The sequence below is a fragment of the Janibacter cremeus genome, assembly GCF_029395675.1.
GTDB lineage: Bacteria > Actinomycetota > Actinomycetes > Actinomycetales > Dermatophilaceae > Janibacter > Janibacter cremeus_A.
In genome coordinates, this window is the sequence record NZ_CP115184.1 from 830,636 (window position 1) to 856,073 (window position 25,438).

Sequence of the window (25,438 nt, forward strand, 5' to 3'; positions counted from 1 at the left end):
CATGATCCCGTGGGTAGTTCACCGAGGACACGGCAGAGGACACCGGCCCATGCCCACGCCTGGGTCCCCTCCACGGGAGATCAGATCACTCCAGGCCGATGTTGAACGCCGCGTCGAGGTCGTGGTGGCTGTAGGCCCGGAAGGCGATGTGCGTCGAGGTGTCGACGATGCCCTCGACCTTGTTCAGACGGCCGGCGATGACCTCGTTGAGGTCCTCGTGCCGGGTGACCCGGACCATGGCGATCAGGTCGGCGTCGCCGGCGACGGAGTAGACCTCGCTCACGCCGTCGAGGTCGGCGATGGTCTGGGCGACCTCGGGGATGCGGTCGACCTCGGCATGGATGAGCACGATTGCGGTGATCACGAGGCCCACCCTAGAGCAGGAGCGAGCTCGTGGTGGGCAGCGGCGGCACCACCGACGGGACAGGTCCACTCACCGTCGATGTGCACCAGCCGGGTGCCCTCGGCCTCGAGCCAGCGCAGGACGAGCTCGGTCTCGGCCGGCAGCGCGCTCGTGCCGGGGCCGGTGGGGGCTCCGACCACCTCCGCGCTGGCCTGCAGGGCGGCGACGTAGGGCATCGGGTCGGCACCCGCGGGGGAGTGGGTGCTGCCGGCCAGGCGGCCGTGACGGACGCAGACGAGGTCCCAGCCACCACGCGGAGCGCGCCGGGCGGCGACGATCTCGGCCGCCTCGCGCACGGGCGCCGCGCGCTGGTTGCGGGAGGCGGCCTTGACCAGGGCGGCGAGCCGGTCACGCAGGGCAGCCGCCTCCTCGAAGCGTTCGGCCTCGGACAGGGTGCGCATCCGCTCGCGCACCGCGGTGACGGCGGCACGGGAGTCGCCGACGAGAACCCCTGCGGCGGCGGCGACGGTCTCGGCGTACTCGTCCACGGTCACCGCGCCGGTGCACGGGGCGGCACACCGCCCCATCTCCGCCAGGACGCAGGCGGAGGTGGGCCTCCGCGGGGAGATCCGGGTCAGGCACTGGCGCAGCGGCACGGCGTCGTGGAGTGCGGCCATGGCCTCCTCGGCGCTGCCCCGCGCACCGAAGGGACCGGCGTACGCGAGGTCGTCCGGGCCGATCGAGCGCACGATCGACAACCGGGGGAAGGCCTCGTCGGTGAGCTTGAGCCACCAGACCCGCTCGGGGTTGCGCGAGCGACGGTTGTAGCGCGGCTTGTGCTCGGCGATCAGCCGCAGCTCACGCACCTGCGCCTCGAGGGTGGTGGCGCACACGATCGGGGTCACCTGCGTGGCCAGCCGGACCATCTCGCCCATCCGGCGACGCTGCTCGGAGGCGGTGAAGTAGCTGCGCACGCGCGTGCGGATGTCCACGGAGGTGCCGACGTAGAGCGGCTCGCCGTGCTCGTCCTTGAAGACGTAGACCCCGGGGGCGCCGGGCAGGCCGTCGGCGAGGTGTCGCTTGCGGCGCTGCGCGTCGCTCACCCGCGAGGAGTAGGAGCTCAGCTCCTCCAGGGTGTCCACGCCGACCGACCCGAGGCGGCCGATGAGCCCGTGGAGGACGTCGACGGTCGCCTTGGCGTCGTGCAGCGCCCGGTGGTCGGGGGTCGTCGCGGCCCCGAAGTGGCGGGCGAGGGTGCCCAGCTTGTGGTTGGCGACCTCGTCGCGGCTGACGACCTGCCGGGCCAGCCGGACGGTGTCGACGACCGTCGACCCGGGCCAGCGCAGGTCGTGGGCCGCGCACGCCGCCTTGAGGAAGCCGATGTCGAAGCCGGCGTTGTGCGCCACGAGCACCGCCCCCTTCGCGAACTCGAGGAAACCGGCCACGGCCGTCCCGGTGCGGGGGGCGTCGCGGACCATGGCATCGGTGATGCCGGTCAGCGACTGGATGAATGCGGGGATCGGCTCGCCGGGGTTGACGAAGGTCTGCAGCTCGCCGAGGACCTCGCCGCCGCGCACCTTGACCGCGCCGATCTCGGTGATGCCGCAGTCACGCACCGACCCACCCGTGGTCTCGAGGTCGACGACGACGAAGGTGACCTCGGCCAGGGGTGTGCCGAGATCATCCAACCTGTCCTGCACGACCTCCATGCGCCTGACCGTAGGCGAGCGCCCCGACAACGTCCGGGAGGCGGCGCGGCGCGGCCCCTCGTGGCACCCTGACCGCATGCGCACGATGGACGAGCTCGGCGACGTCGCCGGCTTCTACGCCCACTTCGCCGAGCACGAGGCGAAGGGGGAGTCCGCCACCTTCGCGCGGTGGGCGGCCGGGGTGGCGCAGGACCCCGAGGTGCTCGCGCTGCTGGAGGAGCTGCCGACCGCCAAGCGCCAGCCCAACCTCGTCTTCGCCGCGGCGCGGTGGCACGGTGCGGCCACGCCCTCGTGCTACGACGCCGACGGGGGGCTGCGGGACGTCCTGCTCACGAGGTGGTCCCGGGTCCGCGAGACGATCCTCACCCGCGCGACGCAGACCAACGAGGTCGGCCGGTCCGCCTCGCTCCTGCCGCTGCTGTCCGGTCTGCCGGGTCCGCTGGCCCTCGTCGAGGTCGGCGCGAGCGCCGGCCTGTGCCTCCACCCGGACCGCTGGTCCTACCGCTACCTCGACGACGGGGGCGCGGAGGTCGCCCGCATCGACCCGGTCGGGGGACCGTCGCCGGTCGTCCTGGAGTGCACGGTGACCGGCCCGGCGCCGATCCCCCCTTCGCCGCCCGTCGTGGTCCACCGCGGTGGCGTGGACCTCAACCCGCTCGACCTGTCCGCCGACGACAACGCCGCGTGGCTGGAGACGCTCGTGTGGCCCGAGCACGAGGACCGGCGGCAGCGGCTGGCGGCGGCGTGCGAGCAGGTCGCCGACGTCGCGGTCGACGTGATCACCGGTGACCTGCGCACCTCCCTCGACGAGGCGGTCGAGCGGGCGCGGGCGGCCGCGCCCGGGGCGACGCTCGTCGTCTTCCACACCGCGGTCATCGCCTACCTGGACGAAGGGGGTCGGCGGGCCTGGCCGCAGGTGGTCACCGAGGCGCTCGAGCGGGTGCGCGCCGACGGGGGTGCGGCGCACTGGATCAGCAACGAGGGGGTCGATGTGCTGCCCGGGGTGAGCGCGACCGCGCCCTGCGAGCCGGTCGACGCCGGCTTCTGCCTCGCCCTGGACGGGCAGGCCGTCGCATGGACCCACGGGCACGGACGGCGGCTCGAGTGGTGCTGAGGCCGGGGTCGGCACCTGGCTGCGTTGTCGGTGGGCCCTCCTAGCGTGGTTCCTGCCGGGATCGCCCCGGTGACCAGGAGGAGGTGACGGACATGAGCCGTCGAGCAGGAGCGTCCCTGACGATCGACTGCGCCACGTGTCCGGTGCGGGACGTGGGGTGTGCGGACTGCATGGTGACCGCGCTGCAGTCACCGGTCGCCCTCGAGGACCCGAGCGCGTCGGACCTGCCGCTGGACCGTCGTGAGCGCGAGGTCGTCTCACGGCTCGTCGCCAGCGGGCTGGTCAGCGCGGAGAACGCGACCAGGGCCCGCGCACAGCGCGAGCCCTGGTCGGAGTACGACGTGACGGCCGGTGGGGCCAACCGCGCGGGATGACCTGACCGGTGCGGGTCAGTTGCCGTAGAGGCTCTCCACCTCCTCGAGGAAGTCGCGCATGATGACATTGCGCTTGAGCTTCATCGACGGGGTGAGGGTGCCGTTCTCCTCGGTGAAGTCCTCGCTGAGGACGGAGAACTTGCGGATCGACTCCGCCTTGGAGACGGCCTTGTTGGCCTCGTCGACCGCGCCCTGGATCTCGGCGAGCACCGTCTCGTTCGTGCGCGCCTGCTCGACGGTGATGGAGCCGAGGCCGTGGTTGGCGGCCCATCCCGGCAGCATCTCCTCGTCGAGGGTGACCAGCGCGGCGATGAAGGGCTTGCCGTCACCGACGACGAGGCACTGGCTGATGATCGGGTGCGCCTTGAGGCGGTCCTCGAGGACGGCGGGGGCGACGTTCTTGCCGCCGGCGGTCACGAGGATCTCCTTCTTGCGACCGGTGATCTTCAGGTAGCCGTCCTCGTCGAGCTCACCGAGGTCGCCGGTGCGGAACCAGCCGTCCCGGAGCGCCTCGAGAGTCGCCTCCTCGTTGTCGTGGTAGCCGCGCAGCACGTTCAGGCCCTTGATCATGACCTCGCCGTCGTCGGCGACCTTGATCGAGACGCCCGGCAGCGGCGGGCCGACGGTGCCGATCTTCACCTTCTCCGGGATGTTGACCGTCGCCGGCGCGGTGGTCTCGGTCAGGCCGTAGCCCTCGAGGACGGTCACGCCGATGCCGCGGAAGAAGTGGCCCAGACGCGTGCCGAGCGGTGCCCCACCGGAGACGGCGTACTCGACCTTGTTGCCCATCTTCGCGCGCAGCTTGCTGTAGACGAGCTTGTCGAAGACGCCGTGCAGGAGCTTCACCTTCAGCGGCACCGAGCCGGTGTCCTGGCCCTCGGACCACGCGATGGCGGTGTCGGCGGCCTTGGCGAAGATCTTGCCCTTGCCGTCGGCGGTCGCCTGCTCGTTGGCCTTGTTGAAGATCTTCTCGAACACGCGCGGCACGGCGAGGATGAAGGTGGGCCGGAAGGACTGGAAGTCGTCGAGGATGTTGGCGATGTCCGCGCTGTGGCCCATCCGGCGGTTCGCCGTGACGGCGAGGACCTCGATGAAGCGGGCGAAGACGTGCGCGAGCGGCAGGAAGAGCAGCGTGGACGCCTCGTCCTTGTTGAGCACGTCGCCGAGCTTGGCGATCGTGTTCTCCGCGAGACCGAGGAAGTTGTCGTGCGTCAGCTCGCAGCCCTTGGGGCGACCGGTCGTCCCGGAGGTGTAGATGATGGTCGCGAGGGAGTCGCGCTGCTGACCGCCGATCCGGGCCTCGAGGTCCTCGTCGCTGATGGTCGAGCCGGCCTCGACGAGCCGGTCGAGGTCGCCGTTGTCGATGACCCACAGCTCCTTGACGTGATCGAGGTTGCCGCGGGCCTCGGCGGCCACGCTCTCGTGCGCGCCCGTCTCGACGACGACGAAGCGCGTGCCGGAGTCCTTGACGATCCACTCGACCTGCTCGGCCGAGCTCGTCTCGTAGATCGGCACGGGGACGCCACCGGCGGTCCACGTCGCGAAGTCCAGCAGGGTCCACTCGTACCGGGTGCGGGCCATGATGGCGAGACGGTCACCGGTCGCGAGCCCGGCGGCGATCAGGCCCTTGGCGAGGCCGCGGACGTCCTGGTTGAACTGGGCAGCGGTCACGTCGCGCCAGGCGCCCTGCTCCTTGACCGTGAAGGAGACCCGTTGCGGCTCCGTCGCCGCGTTCCGGCCCGGCAGGTCCGCCAGGGAGTCGGTGGGGTTGCCTTCGATGAGTCGAGGCATCGTGCTGTCGTTCACGAGTTCTCCTTCGTTCGCCGTGCGGACCGGCCGTGCCTAGGTTCTGGGATCGAAGCGAGCCTACCGCCGAGTCGTCCCCGGGTCAGGGGCGTGGGCGGTGACGGAGGCCATAACGTGGGCACGGTCGCCGACCCCCGTTCGCCTCGTCCCCGCCCCGTCGTCCCCGATCGCCGAAGGAGCCCGCCATGCGCCTCAGGAGCGCACCCGTCATCGACGTCGTCGACGAGACCTTCGTGCGCGCCGAGCCGCGTGCGGTGCGGGCGGCGCTGGACGAGCCGGGCGTACTCGACCGACTGTGGCCGGGGCTGCAGCGCGAGGTCGCGCAGGACCGGGGAGCGAAGGGGGTGCGTTGGTGGACCGGGGGAGAGGTCACCGGCCGGGTGGAGATCTGGCTGGAGGAGGTGCCGGGCGGCACGATCGTCCACCACTTCCTCCGCGGGGAGCAGCGGTCCGGACCCGGTCGGTGGGAGCGGCGCCACCGTCGTCGGTGGAAGGAGGGCGTCCACGACATCAAGGACCGGCTCGAGGGTCGTACGCGATAGTCTCCCGCCATGGCCGACAGCACCCGCTCCAGCATCGTCGTCGAGGCACCCGCAGGGGAGGTGCTCGACATCATCGCCGACCTCGAGGCCTACCCCGAGTGGATCAGCGAGTTCTCCGCCGTCGAGATCCTCACCGAGGACGGGGACGGCTGGCCCGACCAGGCGCGGTTCGGCCTGGACGCGGGCCCGATCAAGGACACCTACACGCTCAAGTACGTCTGGGACGTCGAGGAGGACGGCCAGGGTGTCGCCTCGTGGAACCTTGTGGAGGCCACCGTCCTGAAGGCGATGGACGGGTCCTACACGCTCGCCTCGACGCCCGACGGAGGGACCGAGGTCGTCTACGAGCTGACCGTCGACGTGAGGGTGCCGATGCTGGGCATGCTCAAGCGCAAGGCGGAGAAGGTCATCGTCGACTCGGCGCTGCGTGACCTCAAGAAGCGCGCCGAGGCCTGATCGGCCCGTGCGTGCACACCTCGTCGTCGGTGGGGGCGAGCATGCCGCCACGGTGACGGATCGCGTCGCCGCGACCACATCCCTTCGCCCCCTCGTCCGCAGCCGGGAACCGGACGGCCACGATCCCGTGCTCGAGGCCATCGAGCACCACCTGGACCGCCTGCTCGCCGCGCTCGACCTGCCCTCTCCCGTCGTCGCCGACCTCGTGGCACGGTTGCTGCCCGCGGAGCTGCCGGGGCTCCTGCACCTCGCCCGATCGCTGGACCAGGCCACGGCCGACGGCCACGAGCTCGTCACCGAGGTCGACACCGAGGTCTCCCGCCTGCTCGACCTGCCGCAGCGGGTGGCCCGTGCCTTCGCGGCCTTCGTGCCGGTGGTCGCCCGCTGGGAGGTGCTCGTCGCCCCCGAGGGAGTCGGCGCCCTGCCCTGCCCGAAGCCCCCGGTTCTCGCCGCACTGCGTGAGGGCGCCGACCTGCTCGAGGGGCTCGACAGCGCGCTGGCCGACCCCGGGCGGACCGCCATCCACCTCGCGGCCCCGGACGGACCGGTCGGGTCCGCCCGTCGTGCCGACGCGGAGGTGCTGCTGGCGCTCATGGGCCGCACGCTCACCGCCGTGCATCCCCCCGGGGGGACCGGCGTGGAGCACCTCCCGGTCGCGGCGAGCCCGGACCTGCCGCCGGTCGAGCGCCGCGGTCAGGAGTGGTTGCTCCACATCGGGCTCCCGGGAGTGCGGGCCGCCGAGCTCGATCTCGTGCGGCACGAGGACGAGCTCGTCCTGGGCTGCGCCGGACGCACCCGTCGCGTGCTGCTGCCGTCGGTGCTGCGCCGGTGCGAGGTCGAGCGCGCTGGTGTCGCCGGGGGTGTGCTCACGCTCACCATGACCCCTGATGAGAGGGTGTGGCCCCGTGGATGAGCACTCACAACCCCAGGACGTGGTCGTCCAGCTCCTGCAGGTCCTCTCGGAGGTCGACCTGGACGGGCTCGGCGAGGACCTGCGCCGCGTCGACGGAGCCACCGCCCGCCGGGCGATGACCGGGGCGAGCATGCTCGCGGAGGCACTGACGCGGGCCACCTTCGGCAGCGACACCGTCGCGGGCGCGCTCGGTGCCGACTTCGGTGACCCGCCCCACCACGAGCCGCGACGCTCCGCGGGTGTGCGCATCACCGTGCACGACGACGAGGCCGCCACGGCCATGCACCCCACGAGTGAGGCGTGATGCAGCGATGAGCCAGGCACCAGCGGTCGGGATCGACATCGGGGGCACCAAGATCGCGGGAGCACTCGTCGACGCCGAGGGCCGGATCACCCACCGGGAGCAGCTGGCCACGCCGGGGGAGGGCGCGTCGCAGATCCTCGATGCCACCGCCGAGCTGGTCACGACGCTCGTCGCCGCAGCCGGTGGTCAGGTCTCGGGTGTCGGCATGGCCTGCGCCGGCATGGTCGACGGCCGGGCCGGCCGCCTGTGGTTCTCGCCCAACCTGCCCCTGCGCGATCTCGACGTCGCCGGCGAGGTCCGTCGGCGCACCGGTCACGAGGTCGTGCTCGAGAACGACGCCAACGCCGCGGCCTGGGGCGAGTACCGCTTCGGTTCCGGCGTCGACTGCGACGACATGCTGCTGGCCACCGTCGGCACCGGGGTCGGCGGTGGGTGCGTCATCGACGACCGGCTCCTGCGGGGCGCCTTCGGCATCGGCGGCGAGATCGGGCACGTCACCATGGACCCGCACGGCCCACGCTGCGGCTGCGGCAACCACGGATGCCTCGAGGTCTACGCCTCCGGGACCGCCCTTGAGCGCTACGCCCGCGAGCTCATCTCGTCCGGCGAGGCGACGGGGGCCGGACTGCGCGAGCGCTGCGGCGACGCTCCCGAGGCGCTCACCGGCCAGGACGTGACCGAGCTGGCCCGGGACGGCGACGAGGGCGCGGTCGCCCTCTTCGCCCGGCTCGGCACCCGGCTGGGCGAAGGCATGGCCTCGGTGTGCGCGGTCGTCGACCCGGCCGTCGTGGTCATCGGCGGGGGAGTCGCCGACGCCGGCGACCTGCTCCTCGACCCGACCCGGGAGGCCTTCGCCGCGCACCTCATCGGCCGCGGGCACCGTCCGTCGCCGACCATCGTGGTCGCCACCCTCGGCAACGACGCCGGGCTCGTCGGTGCAGCCACCCTGGCCCGGGAGGTCACCACGTGAGCACGCGCATCGGCATCGACATCGGCGGGACGAAGGTCTCCGGCGGGGTCCTCGACGACGACGACGGACGGATCCTCGTGCGCACCCGGCGCGACACCCCCGACCGCTCCAACGCACCCCGCATCGTCGAGGACACCATCGTCGAGGTCTTCGAGGAGCTGCTCGTGCTCGCCGAGGAGGCCGGTCTCGAGCGGCCGGCCACGGTCGGGGTCGGCGCCGCCGGGTTCGTGGCCGCCGACCGGGCGACCGTCGTCTTCGCGCCGCACCTGTCGTGGCGCAACGAGCCGCTCCGCGAGTCCCTCGGCAAGCGCATCGACCTGCCGATCGTCATCGAGAACGACGCCAACGCGGCCCTGTGGGCCGAGCACCGTTTCGGCGCCGCACGCGGGGCCACCCACGCCGTGATGATCACCCTCGGCACCGGCATCGGCGGCGCCCTCCTCGTCGGCGGCCACCTGGTCCGCGGACGCTACGGGATCGCGGGGGAGTTCGGGCACATGCAGGTCGTGCCCGGTGGCCAGCGGTGCGAGTGCGGCAACCGCGGCTGCTGGGAGCAGTACTCCTCCGGCAACGCGCTCGTGCGCGAGGCCCGGGGCATGGCGATGGCCAACTCCCCGATGGCGGCCGACCTCATCGCCCACGTCGGCGGTGACGTCGAGGACCTGACCGGGCCGCGGATCACCGACGCGGCCAAGGAGGGGGACGCGACGGCCGTCGAGCTGCTCGCCGAGATCGGGCACTGGCTGGGCGTCGGCATCGCCGACCTCGCGGCGGCACTGGACCCGGAGGTGTTCATCGTCGGCGGGGGAGTGAGCGCCGCCGAGGACCTGCTGCTCGGACCCGCACGCGACACCTTCGCCCGCCAGCTGGCCGGGCGGGGGTACCGCCCGGCGGCGCGGATCGTCACGGCCCGCTTCGGTCCCGACGCCGGGCTCATCGGCGCCGCCACACTGGGGGCCGAGGAGGCCTGAGCGGTGCCGCCCGGACGCCGGGCCGCCGGGCAGCCTTCAGACGCGGGCGCCGTCGTCGGGGTCGTAGCCGCGCCTGGTGGGCTGGCGCAGCACGATGCACGCGAAGCCCCCGAGGATCAGGGCGATGACGAGCATCGTGAACCAGAAGCCGGCCGAGCGCGTCAGCAGCATCCACAGCAACCCGAGCGGGCCGAGGACGAGGCCGACCACGGCCCCCCAGAACAGGCGGTCATCCAGCGGGGGCAGCGGCGCAGGCGGGGGTGGCGTGTAGCCCTCCTCGTCGTCGGCGTCCCCGAGGAAGCCGTCGTCGCCGGCCATGAGCGCGTCCGCGACGGAGTTCGTCGGGTCGGTGCGCCACGGGACCGGCTCTGCGGGGGGCTCCTCGCGCGGTCGCCCGCCCCGGCCGGGCATGGGGACGTCGACGTCGCCGGTGGACTGGGTCGGACCCTGGCGTCCCGGAGGCGGGGGGAGCCGGACGTCGCCGGTCGACTGGCGGCGGGGCGGTGCGGCAGGCGTCTCGCTCGGCCCCTCGGGACCGGCCGAGGTGCCGGTGGCCGACTCCTCCTGGGGGGTCTCGTCCCACCGGGCGACGATCGACGCGAAGATCGCGTCCACATCCCTTTCCTCGGGGTGCTGTCGCTCCGCCATCTGCTTCTTCCGCCAATCCGTGACGTCGTGGTGCGCTGCAACCAGTCTCGCACGCCCCGACGTGTCGTAGAGTTCGGTGCGATCAGGAGGAGGTGCCAGGTGTTCTATTGGATGCTCAAGATGGTCTTCATCGGACCCGTGCTCAAGCTGTTGTTCCGACCGCGGGTCGAGGGCCTGGAGCACATCCCCGACGAGGGAGCGGCCATCCTGGCGAGCAACCACCTGTCCTTCTCCGACTCGATCTTCCTCCCGCTCGTCCTCGACCGGCGCCTCACCTTCCTGGCCAAGGCCGACTACTTCACCGGCAAGGGCGTCAAGGGACGCCTCACCGCTGCCTTCTTCCGCGGCGCCGGGCAGCTGCCCATCGACCGCAGCGGCGGCAAGGCGAGCGAGGCCGCGCTCAGCGCCGGGCTGAAGGTCCTCGAGGGCGGCGAGCTCCTGGGGCTCTACCCGGAGGGGACCCGCTCGCCCGACTCCCGCCTCTACCGCGGTCGCACCGGCGTCGCCCGCATGGCGCTCACCGCAGGCGTCCCGGTGATCCCGGTGGCCATGATCGACACCGACAAGGCCCAGCCAACCGGTCAGATCATCCCCAACATCCGGCGGATCGGGGTCAAGATCGGCCGCCCGCTCGACTTCTCGCGCTACGAGGGGATGGAGGGCGACCGCTTCGTGCTGCGCTCCGTCACCGACGAGATCATGTACGAGCTGATGCAGCTGTCCCAGCAGGAGTACGTCGACATGTACGCCACGTCGATGAAGGAGCGCCTGGTCACCAGGGCCAGGCGCCGCGCTCGCGAGCTGCAGGAGGCCGCCCGACCCGGACGGGCCGCCCCGGAGCTCGAGGAGGCACTCGGCGACGACGACAACGAGGTCAACCCCTGGTCGCGGGAGAGCCGGGACGGGCTCTAGGCCATGACCATCGAGCCGTGGGGCGGTGCCGCGCCGCGGCGCTACCACCCCTCGCCACTCATCGACAGCGCCGGGGGGCGTGGCCTCGCGCTCTACCGGTTCCTGGCGATCGTCTACGCCGGCGTGCTCGTCGTCGTCCACCGTGAGCACGTCATCCTGTGGTGGCCGATCATCGCCTACGGCGTGCTCGCCCTGGCCTGGTCGGTCATCGCACCGCTGCTGCGACGACCCACCGTGCTCGCCGTCGGCGTCGAGCTGGTCATCGCCTGCGTCGGCATCTTCCTGACCAGCGAGGTCTACGACCCCGCGTCGGTCGCCGACGGGATCTCCACCGTCCCCGGGGTGTGGGCCGCCTCGCCGGTGATCGCCGGGGCGCTGCTCGCGGGGGTACGCGGTGGTCTGCTCGCCGCGCTCGTGATCTCGGTGGCCAACATCATCCAGGCCGTCGAGCCCAGCCAGCTGACCTACCACAACATCGTCCTGCTGCTCCTGCTCGGTGTGCTGCTCGGACTGGCCGTGCAGCTGGCCCGCGAGAGCCAGCAGCGCCTCGAGCAGGCCATCGCGGCCAGCGAGCGGCTGGCCGAGCGCGAGCGGATCGGGCGCCAGGTCCACGACGGCGTCCTGCAGGCGCTCGCCCTGATCCACCGACGCGGCCGGGACATGGGCGGCGAAGGGGTGGGCCTCGCCGAGCTCGCCGCGGACCAGGAGCGGTCCCTGCGCACGATGATCTCGCGCCTCGACCCGGTCCCGCCGAGGGCCGGGACGGCCACACCGGCGGCGGACTGCACCGATCTTGCCGTGACGCTGGGCCGGTTGCGATCGGGGCGCGTCGAGGTCGTCCTCCCCGCGGGCGAGGTGCGCCTGCCCACCGCGACGGCGCAGGAGGTCGAGGCGGCCGTGGTCGCCGCCCTGGACAACGTCGAGCAGCACGCCGGCGACGACGCCCGTGCCTGGGTGCTGCTGGACGCCGACGACGAGCGCATCGAGGTCGTGATCCGTGACAACGGCACCGGCACCGCACCCGAACGCCTCGTCGAGGCGACCGCGGAGGGACGGCTGGGTGCCAGCAGCTCCATCCGCGGCCGGATGGTCGACCTGGGAGGGGACGCGAGCTGGCGGTCCCCGGCCGGCGGAGGGACCACGGTGATCCTCACGCTGCCGGCCGAGCACATGGCAGGCTCCTCCTCATGACCGCTGCCCCGACCCCGCCGACGGTCCTCGTCGCCGACGACCACCCGCTGTGGCGCGACGCGCTCGTGCGCGACCTCGAGGAGTCCGGCTTCGTCGTCGTCGGTACGGCGTCGGACGGGCCGTCGACCGTGCGCCGCACCCGCGCGACGGTGCCCGAGGTGCTCGTCCTCGACCTCAACCTGCCGCACATGCGTGGCGACGAGGTCTGCCGCGCCATCGGCGACCTCCCCACGCGGGTGCTCGTCCTCTCGGCCAGCGGTGAGGAGAAGGACGTCCTGGCGGCGGTCAAGGCCGGCGCGAGCGGGTACCTCGTCAAGTCCGCCTCCCCGGAGGAGATCCGCGACGCGGTGACCGCCACCGGGGCGGGGGAGGCCGTCTTCACCCCCGGCCTCGCCGGTCTGGTGCTCGGGGAGTTCCGCGAGATGAGCAGTCGCGCCAGGGCCGCACCGCCGGACGCGGAGGACGCGAGCGGACGGTCGGTCCCCGAGCTGACCGACCGCGAGGTCGAGATCCTGCGGTACGTCGCGATTGGGATGACGGCCAGGGAGATCGCCGCCGATCTCGTCCTCTCCCACCGCACGGTCCAGAACCACGTGCAGAACATCCTGGGCAAGCTCCACCTGCACAACCGCGTGGAGCTGACCCGGTTCGCGATCAGCCGGGGCCTCGACCAGCCGGACCGGGTGCCGGGCGGGGGCGACCGCGAGCCCTGAGGGTGCCGCAGAGTGGACGGGTGTCCACCGCTTGGGCCGAGGTGCCTATCCTTGGATGGTGACCACTGCAGTGCCGACCTCCACTCCCACCGACCGCTCGCTGCCCGTCGACCTCCCGGCGGCCCAGCAGCCCGAGTGGCCGGACCGCGCGGCCCTCGACGACGCGGTCGCCACCCTCGGCACGCTGCCGCCCCTCGTCTTCGCCGGCGAGTGCGATGACCTGCGCGACCGCATGGCAGCCGCCTCGGTGGGCGAGGCCTTCGTCCTGCAGGGCGGCGACTGCGCCGAGACCTTCGTCCACGCGACGGCCGACAACATCCGCGACCGCATCAAGACGGTCCTGCAGATGGCCGCCGTGCTCACCTACGGGGCCGGCATGCCGGTGGTCAAGATGGGTCGGATGGCCGGGCAGTTCGCCAAGCCGCGCAGCAAGAACACCGAGACCCGCGACGGCGTGACCCTGCCGGCCTACCGCGGTGACATGGTCAACGACTTCGCGTTCACACCGGACGCGCGCAACCCGGACCCGCAGCGGCTCGTGCACGGTTACCACGCCAGTGCCTCGACGCTGAACCTCGTGCGCGCCTTCACCCAGGGTGGTTTCGCCGACCTGCGGCGCGTCCACGACTGGAACGTCGGCTTCGTCGCCAACGCGGCCAACCGTCGCTACGAGGGCCTGGCCCGTGAGATCGACAAGGCGATGCGCTTCATGGCGGCCTGCGGGGTCGACTTCGACGCGATGAAGACCACCGAGTTCTGGTCCGCCCACGAGGCGTTGCTGCTGGACTACGAGCGTCCGATGACCCGCGTGGACTCGCGCACCGGCGACCTCTACGACACCTCGGGCCACTTCCTGTGGGTCGGGGAGCGCACCCGCCAGCTCGACCACGCCCACCTGGACTTCGTCAGCCGGATCCGCAACCCCATCGGGATGAAGGTCTCGGACAAGGCCGACCCCGACGAGCTGCTGCGCATCATCGACCTGCTCGACCCGGAGCGCGAGCCCGGCCGCCTGACCTTCATCACCCGGATGGGCCACGACACGATCCGTGAGGCGCTGCCGCCGATCATCGAGAAGGTGCGCGACTCCGGTGCGATCGTCACGTGGATCTGCGACCCGATGCACGGCAACACCTTCGAGTCGGCCTCCGGCTTCAAGACCCGCGACTTCGAGCACGTCGTGGACGAGGTCCGCGGCTTCTTCGAGGTCCACCGGTCGCTGGGCACGGTCCCGGGCGGTCTGCACATCGAGCTCACCGGCAATGACGTCACCGAGTGCCTCGGCGGCGCCGAGCGGATCCTGGACGAGGACCTGAACAAGCGCTACGAGAGCGTCTGCGACCCGCGGCTGAACCACCAGCAGAGCCTGGAGCTGGCCTTCCTCACCGCCGAGATGCTCGGCGCTCGCTGAGGGCCACCCACCCGCGGTCGCGCCGCACGCCCCCTTCGCCCCCCACGGGTGGAGGGGGCGTCCTCGTGCTCAGATGACGAGGATCGTCACGGTCGAGCCCTTCTCGACGCTCTGCCCGCCCGACGGGCGCGTCGCGGTGACCTCGTCGAGGACGCCGCCGAAGAACTTGTCGACCTTGACCGAGAAGCCGGCCGCCTCGAGCTTCTGCGTCGCCTGCGCCTCGCTCAGGCCCTTGACCTCGGGGACGGCGACCATCTGCGGTCCCTTGGACACGGTGATCGTGACCGTCTCGCCGCGGGTGAGGGTGCCGTCGGCGGGGGACTGGCTGGCCACGGAGCCCTCGGGCACGGAGGTGGAGTAGACGTCGTCCGCGCGGGCCACCGCGAGGCCGGCCGCCTCGATCGCCGCGGCCGCGGCCGCGGCGCTCCGGCCGGTGACCGACGGGACGGTGATCGGTTCGGGGCCCTTCGAGACGACGAGGGCGACCTGCTCGTCCCGCTTGAGCTCGGTGCCCGGCTTGGGCGCCGTGGAGATGACCTCGCCGGCCGCGACCGACTCGTGCCACTGCTCGCTGGTGCCCCCGAGAGCGAGGTTGCGCTCGGCGAGGGCCGCCTCGGCGGCGTCGAGGCTCTTCCCGGTGAGGTCGGGGACCTCGTAGCGCTCCGGGCCCTTGGAGAAGACGACGGTGACGTCGTCCCCCTTCGCCAGCTCGGTCTCGGGCGGGGGGTTGGAGGTGATCGCCGCGCCCTGCGGGACCTCCTCGCTGAAGGCTCTCTCCTCGGTCAGCCCGAGGTCGTGGCGGCTCAGTGTGGTGGCCGCCTCGTCGCGTGTCTGGCCGGCGACGTCGGGGACGAGGACGCTCGCCCCCGGACCCGCGGTCACGTACCAGTAGCCGACGCCGCCGCCGAGCAGGAGCAGCACGAGCAGACCGGCGAGCAGGCCGCGGCCCCGACGACGGGACGGCGAAGGGGGGTCCTCCCCGTCCGCTGCGGCCGGCACTGCGGCAGTGGCGTCCGGGGTGCGGGCTGTGGTCGTCGCGCCGAGGGCGCGCGTGCGGCTCGGGCGGGGGTGGGCCAGGGTCGCGGCCCCGGCGGCGGCACCGGTCGCGGTGGGCGAGGGGCGGCGGTCGAGCTGCCCCGGGGTCAGCTCGTCCCGGGCGGCCCGGAGGGCGTCGAGGTACTCGCCGGCGTCGCGCGGTCGCTCGTCGGGATCACGGTGGGTCGCCAGGGCGACGAGGTCGTCCAGCGGCGCCGGCAGGTCCGGGTCCCGCTCCGACGGTGCCGGGACCCCGCCGTGGACGTGCTGGAAGGCGATGTGGATCGGCGACTCGCCCTCGATGGCCCGGGTGCCCGTGAGCAGCTCGAAGAGGACGAGCCCGGCGGCGTAGACGTCGCTGCGGGCATCGGCGATGCCGCGCTCGACCTGCTCGGGGGAGAGATAGGCGACGGTGCCGTAGAGGACCCCGTCGTCGGCGGTCGTCGTCTGCGACGTGACGGCGCGGGCGAGCCCGAAGTCGGCGACCTTCACCTGGCCGTTGTCGGCGATGAGGATGTTCTCCGGCTTGACGTCTCGGTGGATGTACCCGGCGTCGTGGGCGACCGTCAGCCCGGTGAGGGCCGCCGTCATGATGTCCAGGGCGGCGCGCGGCGTCAGGGCACCCTCGGCGTCGACGAGCTCGCGGACGCTGCGTCCCTCGACGTACTCCATCGCGAGGAAGACCCGGCCGTCGTCCTCGCCCTGGTCGTAGACCGGGACGACGTTGGGGTGGCTCAGCCGGGCGGCGGAGCGCGCCTCGCGACGGAACCGGGAGACGAAGGTCTGGTCCGCGGCGAGGTCGGGCCGCATGACCTTCAGGGCCACCTCACGGTCCAGACGGGTGTCGGTGGCGAGGAGGACGGTGGCCATGCCACCGTCGGCGAGGTGCCGCAGCACGCGGTACCGCCCGTCGACGACCTCGCCGACGAGGGGATGGGATGCCGTGGTCACGCCCAAAGTGTAGGTTCGCCCCCTTCGCCCTCCATCACATGCGCTTGCGCAGCGCCTTGACGTTGGCCACGTACCGCTCGGTGTCGGCGTACATGCCGTTGGCCTCGACCGAGGCGAGCCCCTGGTAGTAGCCGCCGATCGCGTCACCGGTCGAGGAGGCCTGCTGGGTGAGCACCTTCAGCAGGAGGACTCCCGCGGTGACGTTGTCCTCGGTGTCGAGGAGGTCGAGGTCACGACCGGCCAGGGAGGAGGTCCACTCGCCGGAGGCCGGGATGATCTGCATCGCGCCGACTGCGTTGGCGACGGAGACCTGCCGCTGGTCCCAGCCGGACTCCAGGTAGGAGACCGCCAGCGCGAGCGAGGGGTCGACCCCGTGCTGTCGGGCGATGCGGGTGATGATCTCCCGGGTCTCGGTGCGGCTGGGCACCGAGCGCCCGGCGAGGATCGCGCGGTTCTCGTCGGCCGCGGCGACGATCGAGTCGGCGTAGGTGCGCCCGGAGAAGGTGTTCTCCTTCGTCGGGGTGGGGCCCTTCGTCGATCCGGTGACCTTCAGCTCCTGGCCGGGGTAGATGTGCTTGCCGGTGGAGACGTCGTTGAGCTTGGCCAGGCGGGTGACGCTCATGCCGTGGCGGGAGGCGATGCCGCTGAGGGTGTCCCCGGCGCGGACCGTGTACGAGGACGAGGCCGCCGGACGGCTGGTCGAACGCTTGGCGGGCCTGGCCGGGGTCCCGCTGACGCGCAGCTTCTCGCCCGGGTGGATGAAGCCGTTGCCGAGGCCGTTCAGCGACCGCAAGCGGTCCAGGCTCATGTCGTGGCGGGCGGCGATGCCGCTGAGGGTGTCCCCGCTGCGCACGGTGTAGGTGCGGGTGGACCCGGAGCGCGAGGGCGTCGCGCCCCCGCGCGCCGTCGAGCCGGCGCGCTGGGGCACCACGAGCTGCTGCCCGGGGTGGATGAACTCCTCACTCCGCAGGTCGTTGCGCGAGAGCAGCGCGGTGGGGGAGACGCCGTAGCGCTGGGCGATGCCGTAGACGGTCTCGCCGGAGCGGACCGTGTGCTGCTTGGATCCTTCGGCGCTGATGGTGGTCTCGGTGGTTCCGGCGGTCAGGTCGAGCGCCGGGGCGACAGGGGTGGCCGGGACGGGGACGAAGAGCGGCAGGACCAAGGGAGACTCCGATGTCGGGGGCGTCGGGCGCGCCCGGTGGTGCGGTCAGGGGAGGTGCCGTGACGTCTGCGGGGCACCTGTGAGCCATGTGGCGTATGTGGTTGCAGTGGCGACGGTACCGAAAAATTGCGGAATGTGCGCGGATTCCTGCAGCGAGTGGGTTCGGGAACCGCTCCCGACGCCCGCTCTGCCAGACTGTGCGGCGTGAACGACACGCCAGAGAATGCTTCCCCCACCGAGCCGTCCGCGCCGTCCGAGCCCGTGTGGCTGACCCTTCCTGACATCGCCGAGCAGCTCGGCGTGCGCATCACCGAGGTGCGCCGGATGCTCAAGGAGGGTGACCTCGTGGCGGTGCGCCGCGGCGAGCGCAACGTGCTCTCCGTACCGGCGGACTTCATCGGTGAGGACGGGCCGCTGCCGGAGCTGCGCGGGACCTTCACCGTGCTCTCGGACGGCGGCTTCACCGACGAGGAGATCGTCGAGTGGATGTTCACCCGTGACGACCGCCTGGTCGGGGGCACGCCGATCGGCGCCATCCGGCAGGGGGCGAAGACCGAGGTGCGCCGCCGGGCCATGGAAGAGGCCCTCTGACACCTCGGGCGGCGCGACGCAGCCGTGACTAGGTGCTGCGCGCGGTCGTGACGTCGATCAGCTCGGCCAGCAGCTCGCGCGCGTCGGGAGCCAGCCCGGACGCCTCGGCCAGTGCTGCGCGGGCGGTGTCCGCCCCCTTCGCGATGTCGGTCTCGACGCCCTCGAGTGCGCCGGTGTCGACGAGCAGCGCACGGAAGGACTCGACCTCCGCCTCGCCGAGATCGGGGGATCCGAGCCACGTCTCGATCCGGCTCGTCGTGGTCTCGTCGGCCCCGACGAGCGCCCGGGCGATCAGCACGGTGCGCTTGCCCTCGCGCAGGTCGTCCCCGGCCGGCTTGCCGGTCGCATCCGGGTCGCCGAAGACCCCGAGCACGTCGTCACGCAGCTGGAAGGCCTCGCCGAGGGCGAGCCCGTAGCGGGAGAGCGCCCGCAGGTCCTCCTCCGAGGCGCCGCCGGCCGTGGCGCCGATGAGGAGCGGGTGCTCGACGGAGTACTGGGCGCTCTTGTAGCGGATGACGTGGCGCGAGCGCTCGATGCGCTCCGCGTCGTCGAGCAGGTGCCACGGACGCATCGAGGTGACGATGTCGAGGAACTGCCCGGCCATGAGCTGACCGCGCATCTTCTCGAAGGTCGGCCGGGCGGCGGCCAGGGACCGGGCGGGCAGCCCGGAGTCGGTGAAGAGGTCGTCGCACCAGCCCAGGCAGAGGTTGCCGGCGAGGATCGCACCCGCGGTGCCGAAGCGGTCCGCGTCGCCGTGCCATCCGCGGTGCCCGTGGGCGTCCGCGAGCGTGCGGTGCATCGCCGGCTTGCCGCGGCGGGTCTCGCTGTCGTCCATGACGTCGTCGTGGATGAGTGCGGCGGCCTGGAAGAACTCCATCGCGGCGGCGAGGGTGACCGCACCCTCGTCGTCGGGCTGCCCGGCGGCCCGCCAGCCCCAGTAGGCGAAGCCGGCCCGCAGCCGCTTGCCGCCCTCGAGCAGGGTGCGCACGGGGTCGATGAGATCGGCGACGTCGGGGCCGATCTCGGCGAGCTCGTCCACCCAGCGGTCGAGCTCGGCGTCCAGACGGGTCTGGACCCGCGTACGCAGGTCGGCCCGGTCCAGGGGGTGCGGCACGTGTTCTCCAGTCGCGAAGGGGGGGGAGGCGCAGCGGTCTCCCGCGCTCCTCGGAGCCATCGGGAGCCAGCCTACGTGGCTCGTGCTTGACGCGGTGTCATCCCCTCGGTCTACTGTTGTTCGAACAGGTGTTCGAGAGGATGGAGTTGATCATGGTCCGGCTCGTGGAGGAGACCATCGAGGTGCGGGTGGGCGATCCGCAGCGTATGGGCGTGGAGGGACAGCCCGATGACCGGTGCGGGGCGCCGGAGCAGTTCCTGTGGCGCGGCCGGCTCTACCGGGTGACCGAGGTCATCGCCCACTGGCAGGAGCGGCACCCGTGGTGGCGGTCGGCCACCGAGCAGCCGCTGGCACAGGTCCCGCTCGCCCGGGACGTGTGGCGGGTGACGGCCAGCCGTGGGCGCAGCAGTGCGCCGGGGGTCTACGACCTCGGCGTCGACGGCGTTCCGGTCACGCCTGCCGTGTCCGCTGGGCCCGCCGTCTCCGCTGGGCCCGCCGTCTCCGCTGGGCCCGCCGTCTCCGCTGGGCCCGTCTGGCTGCTGCTGCGGACGCAGGACTGAGGTGGTGGTGACGATGGCTGCCGCACCGCTCCTGCACCCCGATCGCGTCGACGGCGCGGTCCACCTGCTCTCCGCCGCCGCCGAGAGCCTGGCGAGCGCGCACTGGGCCCGCACGGCGCACGGGCGCAGCGCCGGGACCCGGCTGGCCGTGCTCCGGGCCGCCGCTGCGGTCCTCGCCGTCCGTGGCCGGGCGTGCGCGACCGGGTCCGGCCCGCTCGACGTGTGGCACCTCCTCCCGCGGGTGGCGCCCGAGCTGACCGAGTGGGCGCAGTTCTTCGGGGCCGTGCTGTCCGACGAGGCGCGCAGCGGGGCGCCGATGAGCGTGCGCGAGGTCGACGACCTGCTGCGCCAGGGGGAGGAGTTCGTCCAGCTCGTCGCGGGGCTGCTCGGCCTGCCCCCGGTCCCCGTCACCGGTGACTCGACTGTGCTGACCGTGCTGAGCGGACAGGGAGGGCGTGGATGAGCTTCGCCCACCTGCACGTGGCCTCGGGCTTCTCCCTCCGTCACGGCACGAGCACGCCGGAGGACCTCGTCGCCCGGGCGGTCGAGCTCGGCCAGCCCGCGCTCGCCCTGACCGACCGGGACGGGCTCTACGGGGCCGTCCGCTTCGTCCGGGCGGCGAGCGCGGCCGGCGTGGCGCCGGTGCTCGGGGTCGACCTGGCCGTCGGTCCCCGGCCGGGTCCGGCACAGCGGCGGGGCCGCCCCCTTCGCACGCCGGTGCGAGGGGGCGCCGAGGTGGACCCCCGGCACCCCCGCGTCACGGTGCTGGCGCGAGGGGCCGGTGCGGGCGTCCCGCACGGTGTCGGGTGGGCGCGGCTCTGCCGCCTCGTCAGCGAGGTGCACCTGACCGGTGAGCGGGGCGACGCGGTCGCGCAGCCGCAGATGATCGCCCGGCACGCGAGCACCCCCGACCCCGCGGAGCCGGCACCGCTGCTGGTCCTGCTCGGCCCGGGCTCCGACGTCGGCGCCGCGCTGCTCGACCGTCGGCCGGACATCGCCCGGGAGCGTCTCGCGGCATGGCGCCGCCTGCTGCCCGCCGGGGCCGTCGCCATCGAGGTCGTCGACCACGGCGGCCCACCCGGGTCACCCGCCTCGACCGGGCACGCTGCGCACCTGCTCGGGCTGGCCGACGCGACCGGCACCCCGGCCGTGCTCACCGCGGCGACCCGCCACCTGCACCCGCAGGACGCGGTCGTCGCCGACGTGCTCGACGCGACCCGTCGGCTCGTCGTCCTCGACACCCGCCACCTGGACCGGGTCACCGAGGCCGGCCACCTCGCCGACACCCCGACGATGGCCGCGTCCGCGCACCGGGTGACGACCGCGCTCGGGGGCGGGGCCGGTGGCTTCGGCTGTGCCGGTCCGCGCCAGCGCGCCGAGGCACTCCTCGCGACGACGACCCGCACCGCCCTCGAGTGCGCCCAGGACGATCGCAAGGACCTGGGGATCGGCCGGGTCCACCTGCCCGAGGCCCGGGTGCTCGGCCTGGGTCCCGACGACGACCCGCAGGCAGTGCTCGCGCAGCGCTGCCGGGCGGCCATCGGCACGCGGTACCCGGACGCCTCGCCGAGCACCCTCCGGCAGGTCGAGGAGCGCCTCGAGGACGAGCTCGACGTCATCGCGGCACTGGGCTACCCGACCTACTTCCTCACCGTCGCCGAGGTCGTCGACCTCATCGTCGAGGCCGGGGTGCGGGTGGCCGCCCGTGGTTCCGGGGCCGGCAGCCTGGTCAACCACCTGCTCGGCATCAGCGCGATCGACCCGATCCGTCACGACCTGCTCATGGAGCGATTCTGCTCCCCGCTGCGGGCCGAGCTGCCGGACATCGACATCGACGTCGAGTCCGCCCGCCGGACCGAGATGTACGAGCGGGTCCTCGAGCGCTTCGGCCGCGACCGGGTCACCTGCGTGTCGATGATGGACACCTACAAGGCCCGGCACGCGATCCGCGACGTCGGCGCGGCGCTGGGCATCCCACCCGCGGAGGTCGACCAGATCGCCAAGGCCTTCCCGCACATCCGGGCCAGGGACGTGCGCAGCGCCCTCGCCGAGCTGCCGGAGCTGCGCACCCGCGGGCTCGGGGCCGGCTCGCACGGTGAGCCCGGCGAGCCCGGTGAGCACAGGCTGGAGACCCTTCTCGACCTGGTCGAGCGCCTCGACGGGCTGCCCCGGCACATCGCCATGCACCCGTGCGGGATGGTCCTGTCCGATGGTGGCCTGCTCGACCGCACCCCGGTGGAGTCGAGCTGGCTGGGCTTCCCGATGAGCCAGTTCGACAAGGACGACGTGGAGGCGCTCGGGCTGCTCAAGCTCGACGTCCTCGGCATCCGGATGCAGTCCGCCATGGCGCACGCGGTGGGGGAGATCGAGCGGGTCGAGGGCGCCCGGGTCGATCTCGACGACCGGGGCGATGTCCCGCTCGACGACGCGGCGACCTTCGCGATGGTGCGCACCACCCGCACCCTCGGGTGCTTCCAGATCGAGAGCCCCGGCCAGCGCGAGCTCATCGGCAAGCTCGCCCCGACGGCCTTCGAGGACCTGGTCGTCGACATCTCCCTCTTCCGCCCCGGTCCGGTGAAGTCGGACATGATCCGGCCCTTCCTCGAGGCCCGGCACGGGTGGTCCCGCCCGCAGTTCCTCCACGAGCGGCTCGTCCCGGCACTCGCCGAGACCGAGGGCGTGGTCGTCTTCCACGAGCAGATGCTGCGGATCATCGCCGAGACGACCGGGGTGACCCTGGCCCAGGCCGACGAGGTGCGCCGGACGATGGGCAGCCCCGAGGGGCAGGCGCGGATCGAGGAGTGGTGGCGTCCGGCCGCGACCGCGCGCGGCTACCCGCCGGAGGACGTCGACCGGATCTGGGCGGTGCTCGCCGCCTTCGCCTCCTTCGGCTTCTGCAAGGCGCACGCCGCGGCCTTCGCCATGCCGACCTACCAGTCGGCGTGGTTGAAGACCCACCACCCGGCGGCCTTCCTCGCCGGGGTGCTCACCCACGACCCGGGCATGTACCCCAAGCGGCTGCTCCTCGAGGAGGCCCGCTCCCTGGGGATCACCGTCCTCGGGGTCGACGTCAACGCGAGTACGGGGGAGTACCGCATCGAGCGGGCGCCCGTCCCCGGTGCCCGGCCCGCCGACCCGGACCTGCCGGACGGGTCGGGGTGGGGCATCCGCCTGTCCCTCGCCGACGTCAAGGGCATGAGCGAGGCGGAGATCGCCCGTGTCGTCGTCGGTGCTCCCTACGACTCGCTCACCGACTTCTGGCAGCGGGCGCAGGTGAGCCGGCCCGTCGTCGAGCGGCTGGTCCTGGTCGGGGCCTTCGACTCCGTGCACGGCACCGGCGCGGGCAGCGGGGGGCCGGGGCTCGGCCACCGGGGCCGCCTGACCCGTCGGGACCTGCTGCTGCACGTCGCCGAGCTGGACCGGTGGACGCGGGCGAGCACCGGGCGCCCGCGCGGTCGGTCCCGACGGGCCGCGCCGCCGGCCTGGACCGCGGGCGAGCTCGGCGCGCAGCAGGTGCGCACGACCACCACGACCCCCGTCGCCAGCCAGCTCACCCTCGACCTCGGTGACTCCCCGGAGCTGGGCGAAGGGGTGGGCCTGCCGGAGATGACCGTGCCGGATCAGGTCAGTGCCGAGCTGGAGATCCTCGGCCTGGACGCCTCCCGGCACGTCATGGAGTTCTACGCGCCGATGCTTCGGGCGCTCGGGGTCACCCGCAGCGCGGACCTGCTCTCGGTGCGCAGCGATGCCGAGATCCTCGCCGCCGGGGTCAAGGTCGCCACCCAGACCCCGCCGATCCGCTCGGGGCGCCGGGTGGTCTTCCTCACCGTCGACGACTCCACCGGCCCGGTCGACGCGACCTTCTTCGAGGACACCCAGGGGCCCTATGCGGCGACGATCTTCCACTCCTGGCTGCTGCTCGTGCGCGGCACCGTGCGACGGGCGGGGGACCGCGGCGTCTCCGTGCTCGCCTCCGGAGCGTGGGAGCTGTCGACGCTGTGGGACGCCTGGCAGCGTGGTGGGATCGAGGCCGTGCACGCCGCGCTCGACGAGGCCGACGACCTCGCCCGGGCACGCGATGCCGCGCACCAGCAGCCGGAGGGGCACCGGGTGCTCGTCCACGCCTCCGGCTTCCGGCAGTCGCCCTGGGCGGACACCCGCCCCGCCGGCTCGGGTGTGCAGCCCCCACGCAAGCTGTGGCACTCCTCGCCGGGCAGCTCCGGCCACTGACGTGGATGCCACTGACGTGCATGGGTCACATCAGCCACACGAATATCGGGTCACCCGGAAAACCCCGGGTTCGCACGAGTTTGATACTCCTGCGAACCCGGGGAAAGTCCTGCTGAGCCACCCGCGAGGGTGGGACCCACGCCCCCTTCGCCCTGTCCCCGGGGTTGGCCGTGCTGGGATGGCTGCCATGGACGAGTCCGCGCTGCCCACGGTCCTGCGGCTCGAGCGCGAGCTGCAGACCCCAGTAGCCCGCGCCGACGAGGACCGCTTGCTCGAACTACTCGCGCCCGACTTCACCGAGGTCGGTGCATCCGGACGAGCTTGGGATCGCGAGTCGATCCTCGGCCTGCTGCGTGAGCAGTCCGACGACGAGGAGACCTCACCCATCGAGATCCACGACCTGCGTGGCCGGGTCATCGCACCCGGTGTCGTCCAGGTCTCATGGGACTCGGATCAGACCGGCAGACGGGCTCGACGCACCTCGATCTGGTGCGAGCGGGCGCACGGCTGGCAGCAGGTCCACCACCAGGGCACCCCGCTGCCGTGACCGAGTCCGTCTGCGGCCACCGTCAGGGGCGGCGACTAGGGTTGGGGAGTCCGCCGGGGCAGGCGGATGATCGATCACCCCACGAGCAGGAGCAGACGTGAACGACGAGCGAGGATGGTCCCGCAGCAGCGGGGTCGAGGCCAACATGCGCACCGCCGCCGTCTGGTCCCAGCTCCACGACCTCAGCGAGTCGCGTCGCCAGGAGCTGGGGCGACCCCTGCGCGTCCTCGACCTCGGGGGCGGGACCGGGGGAGTGGCCGTCGCACTCGCCGAGCAGGGCCACACGGTCACCGTGGTCGACCCCAACGCGGACGCCCTGGCCTCCCTCGCCCGTCGCGCCGAGGAGTCCGACGCCGCGGAGCGGGTCAGCGCCGTCCAGGGTGACGCCGACACCTTCGCCGCGTCCGTCACGCCCGGGTCCATCGACCTGCTCTGCTGCCACGGTGCCCTCGAGTACGTCGAGGAGCCCGGAGCCACCCTCACCCGGGTCGCCGAGGTCCTCGCCCCCGGCGGCCACCTGTCCCTCGTGACCGCGCAGCGCGTGGCCGCCGTGCTGGCCCGGGCCGTCGCCGGACGGTTCGACCAGGCCACCGCGGCCCTGACCAGCGCCGACGGTCGCTGGGGCGAGGACGACCCGATGCCGCGCCGCTTCGACCGCACCGACGTGGCCGACATGCTCAGCCGCGCCGGGTTCACCACCCTCGACGCCCGCGGCGTGCGCATCTTCAGCGACCTCGTCCCGTACGAGTACATCGACACCGAGGCCGACCGGCAGGCGCTGCTGGAGCTCGAGGAGCTCGCGGCCACCGACCGCCGGATCGGCCTGTCCGCGCTGGGCGCGGCGGTCCACGTCATCGCCCGCCGCGACTGA

Annotated in this window: 25 protein-coding genes; 18 read left to right on the forward strand and 7 right to left on the reverse strand. The window is 72.9% G+C overall.

Translation table 11 applies throughout. From position 1 onward, the window contains the following. Positions 1–85 precede the first annotated feature (85 nt). Positions 86–364 carry an Lrp/AsnC family transcriptional regulator gene (locus O9K63_RS03795; RefSeq protein ID WP_277240691.1) on the reverse strand — a complete coding sequence of 93 codons (279 nt, stop codon included), beginning with the start codon at positions 362–364 and terminating at the stop codon, positions 86–88. After that, a complete protein-coding gene (locus O9K63_RS03800) occupies positions 361–2,052 on the reverse strand; it encodes a DEDD exonuclease domain-containing protein (protein ID WP_277240692.1) in 1,692 nt (563 codons plus the stop codon). Before O9K63_RS03800 ends, O9K63_RS03795 begins: the two co-directional genes overlap by 4 nt. Positions 2,053–2,128: 76 nt before the next feature. Here O9K63_RS03800 and O9K63_RS03805 point away from each other — a divergent pair, with 76 nt between their 5' ends. Further along, positions 2,129–3,166 carry a DUF2332 domain-containing protein gene (locus O9K63_RS03805; RefSeq protein ID WP_277240693.1) on the forward strand — a complete coding sequence of 346 codons (1,038 nt, stop codon included), beginning with the start codon at positions 2,129–2,131 and terminating at the stop codon, positions 3,164–3,166. 92 nt (positions 3,167–3,258) lie between these two features. Continuing rightward, positions 3,259–3,540 (forward strand): hypothetical protein, encoded by a 282-nt coding sequence (locus O9K63_RS03810; protein ID WP_277240695.1) that lies wholly within the window; start codon positions 3,259–3,261, stop codon positions 3,538–3,540. 15 nt (positions 3,541–3,555) lie between these two features. Here O9K63_RS03810 and O9K63_RS03815 read toward each other — a convergent pair whose 3' ends face one another. Then, positions 3,556–5,346 (reverse strand): AMP-dependent synthetase/ligase, encoded by a 1,791-nt coding sequence (locus tag O9K63_RS03815; RefSeq protein WP_277240698.1) that lies wholly within the window; start codon positions 5,344–5,346, stop codon positions 3,556–3,558. A gap of 185 nt (positions 5,347–5,531) precedes the next feature. Between O9K63_RS03815 and O9K63_RS03820 the strand changes: the two genes are divergently transcribed. From O9K63_RS03820 to O9K63_RS03845, 6 genes are read left to right on the forward strand one after another with little or no spacing between them, the layout of a single operon-like run. Continuing rightward, positions 5,532–5,888, forward strand: coding sequence for a hypothetical protein (locus O9K63_RS03820; RefSeq protein ID WP_277240700.1), 357 nt, complete (start codon positions 5,532–5,534; stop codon positions 5,886–5,888). Between the two features lie 9 nt (positions 5,889–5,897). After that, positions 5,898–6,344, forward strand: a complete 447-nt coding sequence (locus tag O9K63_RS03825; protein ID WP_277240702.1) for an SRPBCC family protein — start codon at positions 5,898–5,900, stop codon at positions 6,342–6,344. A gap of 7 nt (positions 6,345–6,351) precedes the next feature. Further along, complete coding sequence (locus O9K63_RS03830) at positions 6,352–7,257, forward strand: ArsA family ATPase (RefSeq protein ID WP_277240703.1); 906 nt, start codon at positions 6,352–6,354, stop codon at positions 7,255–7,257. Continuing rightward, positions 7,250–7,561, forward strand: a complete 312-nt coding sequence (locus O9K63_RS03835) for a hypothetical protein (RefSeq protein ID WP_277240704.1) — start codon at positions 7,250–7,252, stop codon at positions 7,559–7,561. Before O9K63_RS03830 ends, O9K63_RS03835 begins: the two co-directional genes overlap by 8 nt. A gap of 7 nt (positions 7,562–7,568) precedes the next feature. Next, positions 7,569–8,531 (forward strand): ROK family protein, encoded by a 963-nt coding sequence (locus O9K63_RS03840; protein WP_277240706.1) that lies wholly within the window; start codon positions 7,569–7,571, stop codon positions 8,529–8,531. Further along, positions 8,528–9,502, forward strand: coding sequence for an ROK family glucokinase (locus tag O9K63_RS03845; protein ID WP_277240708.1), 975 nt, complete (start codon positions 8,528–8,530; stop codon positions 9,500–9,502). Before O9K63_RS03840 ends, O9K63_RS03845 begins: the two co-directional genes overlap by 4 nt. Before the next feature lie 36 nt (positions 9,503–9,538). Here O9K63_RS03845 and O9K63_RS03850 read toward each other — a convergent pair whose 3' ends face one another. Beyond that, the gene (locus O9K63_RS03850; RefSeq protein WP_277240710.1) at positions 9,539–10,150 is read right to left on the reverse strand and encodes a hypothetical protein; all 612 of its coding nucleotides are present in this window, start codon (positions 10,148–10,150) and stop codon (positions 9,539–9,541) included. Positions 10,151–10,249: 99 nt separating this feature from the next. Here O9K63_RS03850 and O9K63_RS03855 point away from each other — a divergent pair, with 99 nt between their 5' ends. From O9K63_RS03855 to O9K63_RS03870, 4 genes are read left to right on the forward strand one after another with little or no spacing between them, the layout of a single operon-like run. After that, positions 10,250–11,062 (forward strand): lysophospholipid acyltransferase family protein, encoded by an 813-nt coding sequence (locus tag O9K63_RS03855; protein ID WP_277240712.1) that lies wholly within the window; start codon positions 10,250–10,252, stop codon positions 11,060–11,062. A 3-nt stretch (positions 11,063–11,065) separates the two neighbouring features. Then, the gene (macS, locus tag O9K63_RS03860) at positions 11,066–12,253 is read left to right on the forward strand and encodes a MacS family sensor histidine kinase (protein ID WP_277240714.1); all 1,188 of its coding nucleotides are present in this window, start codon (positions 11,066–11,068) and stop codon (positions 12,251–12,253) included. Next, on the forward strand, positions 12,250–12,966 hold the full coding sequence (locus tag O9K63_RS03865; RefSeq protein ID WP_277240715.1) for a response regulator: 717 nt from the start codon (positions 12,250–12,252) through the stop codon (positions 12,964–12,966). Before macS ends, O9K63_RS03865 begins: the two co-directional genes overlap by 4 nt. 55 nt (positions 12,967–13,021) lie before the next feature. Next, entirely contained in the window at positions 13,022–14,377 is a 1,356-nt protein-coding gene (locus tag O9K63_RS03870; RefSeq protein ID WP_431190352.1) for a class II 3-deoxy-7-phosphoheptulonate synthase, read from the forward strand. A 69-nt stretch (positions 14,378–14,446) separates the two neighbouring features. Here the strand turns inward: O9K63_RS03870 and pknB are convergent, their stop codons facing one another. Together pknB and O9K63_RS03880 are read right to left on the reverse strand one after the other, a co-directional pair. Further along, positions 14,447–16,363: a Stk1 family PASTA domain-containing Ser/Thr kinase gene (gene pknB / locus O9K63_RS03875; RefSeq protein WP_277240719.1), complete on the reverse strand. Its 1,917-nt coding sequence runs from the start codon at positions 16,361–16,363 to the stop codon at positions 14,447–14,449. Between the two features lie 34 nt (positions 16,364–16,397). Next, complete coding sequence (locus tag O9K63_RS03880) at positions 16,398–17,525, reverse strand: LysM peptidoglycan-binding domain-containing protein (RefSeq protein ID WP_277240721.1); 1,128 nt, start codon at positions 17,523–17,525, stop codon at positions 16,398–16,400. 204 nt (positions 17,526–17,729) lie between these two features. On the opposite strand from O9K63_RS03880, the gene O9K63_RS03885 reads away from it, so the two are divergent. After that, the gene (locus O9K63_RS03885) at positions 17,730–18,116 is read left to right on the forward strand and encodes an Rv2175c family DNA-binding protein (RefSeq protein ID WP_277240723.1); all 387 of its coding nucleotides are present in this window, start codon (positions 17,730–17,732) and stop codon (positions 18,114–18,116) included. 28 nt (positions 18,117–18,144) lie between these two features. On the opposite strand, the gene O9K63_RS03890 is transcribed toward O9K63_RS03885, so the two are convergent. Beyond that, entirely contained in the window at positions 18,145–19,230 is a 1,086-nt protein-coding gene (locus O9K63_RS03890; protein ID WP_277240724.1) for a polyprenyl synthetase family protein, read from the reverse strand. Positions 19,231–19,370: 140 nt separating this feature from the next. Here O9K63_RS03890 and O9K63_RS03895 point away from each other — a divergent pair, with 140 nt between their 5' ends. From O9K63_RS03895 to O9K63_RS03915, 5 genes are all read left to right on the forward strand, one after another. Continuing rightward, complete coding sequence (locus O9K63_RS03895) at positions 19,371–19,790, forward strand: DUF6504 family protein (protein ID WP_277240726.1); 420 nt, start codon at positions 19,371–19,373, stop codon at positions 19,788–19,790. A 13-nt stretch (positions 19,791–19,803) separates the two neighbouring features. After that, on the forward strand, positions 19,804–20,253 hold the full coding sequence (locus O9K63_RS03900) for an SAV_6107 family HEPN domain-containing protein (RefSeq protein ID WP_277240728.1): 450 nt from the start codon (positions 19,804–19,806) through the stop codon (positions 20,251–20,253). Next, positions 20,250–24,020 carry a DNA polymerase III subunit alpha gene (locus O9K63_RS03905; RefSeq protein ID WP_277240730.1) on the forward strand — a complete coding sequence of 1,257 codons (3,771 nt, stop codon included), beginning with the start codon at positions 20,250–20,252 and terminating at the stop codon, positions 24,018–24,020. Before O9K63_RS03900 ends, O9K63_RS03905 begins: the two co-directional genes overlap by 4 nt. Before the next feature lie 187 nt (positions 24,021–24,207). Further along, positions 24,208–24,567, forward strand: coding sequence for a DUF4440 domain-containing protein (locus tag O9K63_RS03910; protein WP_277240732.1), 360 nt, complete (start codon positions 24,208–24,210; stop codon positions 24,565–24,567). A 97-nt stretch (positions 24,568–24,664) separates the two neighbouring features. Beyond that, positions 24,665–25,438, forward strand: a complete 774-nt coding sequence (locus O9K63_RS03915) for a class I SAM-dependent methyltransferase (RefSeq protein WP_277240734.1) — start codon at positions 24,665–24,667, stop codon at positions 25,436–25,438.

Excerpts from the sequence above, each read along its gene's own strand:
- O9K63_RS03850 (WP_277240710.1), bottom strand. The coding sequence starts at position 10,150 with ATGGCGGAGCGACAGCACCCCGAGGAAAGGGATGTGGACGCGATCTTC.
- macS (WP_277240714.1), top strand. The coding sequence starts at position 11,066 with ATGACCATCGAGCCGTGGGGCGGTGCCGCGCCGCGGCGCTACCACCCC.
- O9K63_RS03805 (WP_277240693.1), top strand. The coding sequence starts at position 2,129 with ATGCGCACGATGGACGAGCTCGGCGACGTCGCCGGCTTCTACGCCCAC.
- O9K63_RS03895 (WP_277240726.1), top strand. The coding sequence starts at position 19,371 with ATGGAGTTGATCATGGTCCGGCTCGTGGAGGAGACCATCGAGGTGCGG.
- O9K63_RS03865 (WP_277240715.1), top strand. The coding sequence starts at position 12,250 with ATGACCGCTGCCCCGACCCCGCCGACGGTCCTCGTCGCCGACGACCAC.
- O9K63_RS03810 (WP_277240695.1), top strand. The coding sequence starts at position 3,259 with ATGAGCCGTCGAGCAGGAGCGTCCCTGACGATCGACTGCGCCACGTGT.
- O9K63_RS03870 (WP_431190352.1), top strand. The coding sequence starts at position 13,022 with ATGGTGACCACTGCAGTGCCGACCTCCACTCCCACCGACCGCTCGCTG.
- O9K63_RS03910 (WP_277240732.1), top strand. The coding sequence starts at position 24,208 with ATGGACGAGTCCGCGCTGCCCACGGTCCTGCGGCTCGAGCGCGAGCTG.
- O9K63_RS03820 (WP_277240700.1), top strand. The coding sequence starts at position 5,532 with ATGCGCCTCAGGAGCGCACCCGTCATCGACGTCGTCGACGAGACCTTC.
- O9K63_RS03800 (WP_277240692.1), bottom strand. The coding sequence starts at position 2,052 with ATGGAGGTCGTGCAGGACAGGTTGGATGATCTCGGCACACCCCTGGCC.
- O9K63_RS03825 (WP_277240702.1), top strand. The coding sequence starts at position 5,898 with ATGGCCGACAGCACCCGCTCCAGCATCGTCGTCGAGGCACCCGCAGGG.
- O9K63_RS03905 (WP_277240730.1), top strand. The coding sequence starts at position 20,250 with ATGAGCTTCGCCCACCTGCACGTGGCCTCGGGCTTCTCCCTCCGTCAC.
- O9K63_RS03900 (WP_277240728.1), top strand. The coding sequence starts at position 19,804 with ATGGCTGCCGCACCGCTCCTGCACCCCGATCGCGTCGACGGCGCGGTC.
- O9K63_RS03840 (WP_277240706.1), top strand. The coding sequence starts at position 7,569 with ATGAGCCAGGCACCAGCGGTCGGGATCGACATCGGGGGCACCAAGATC.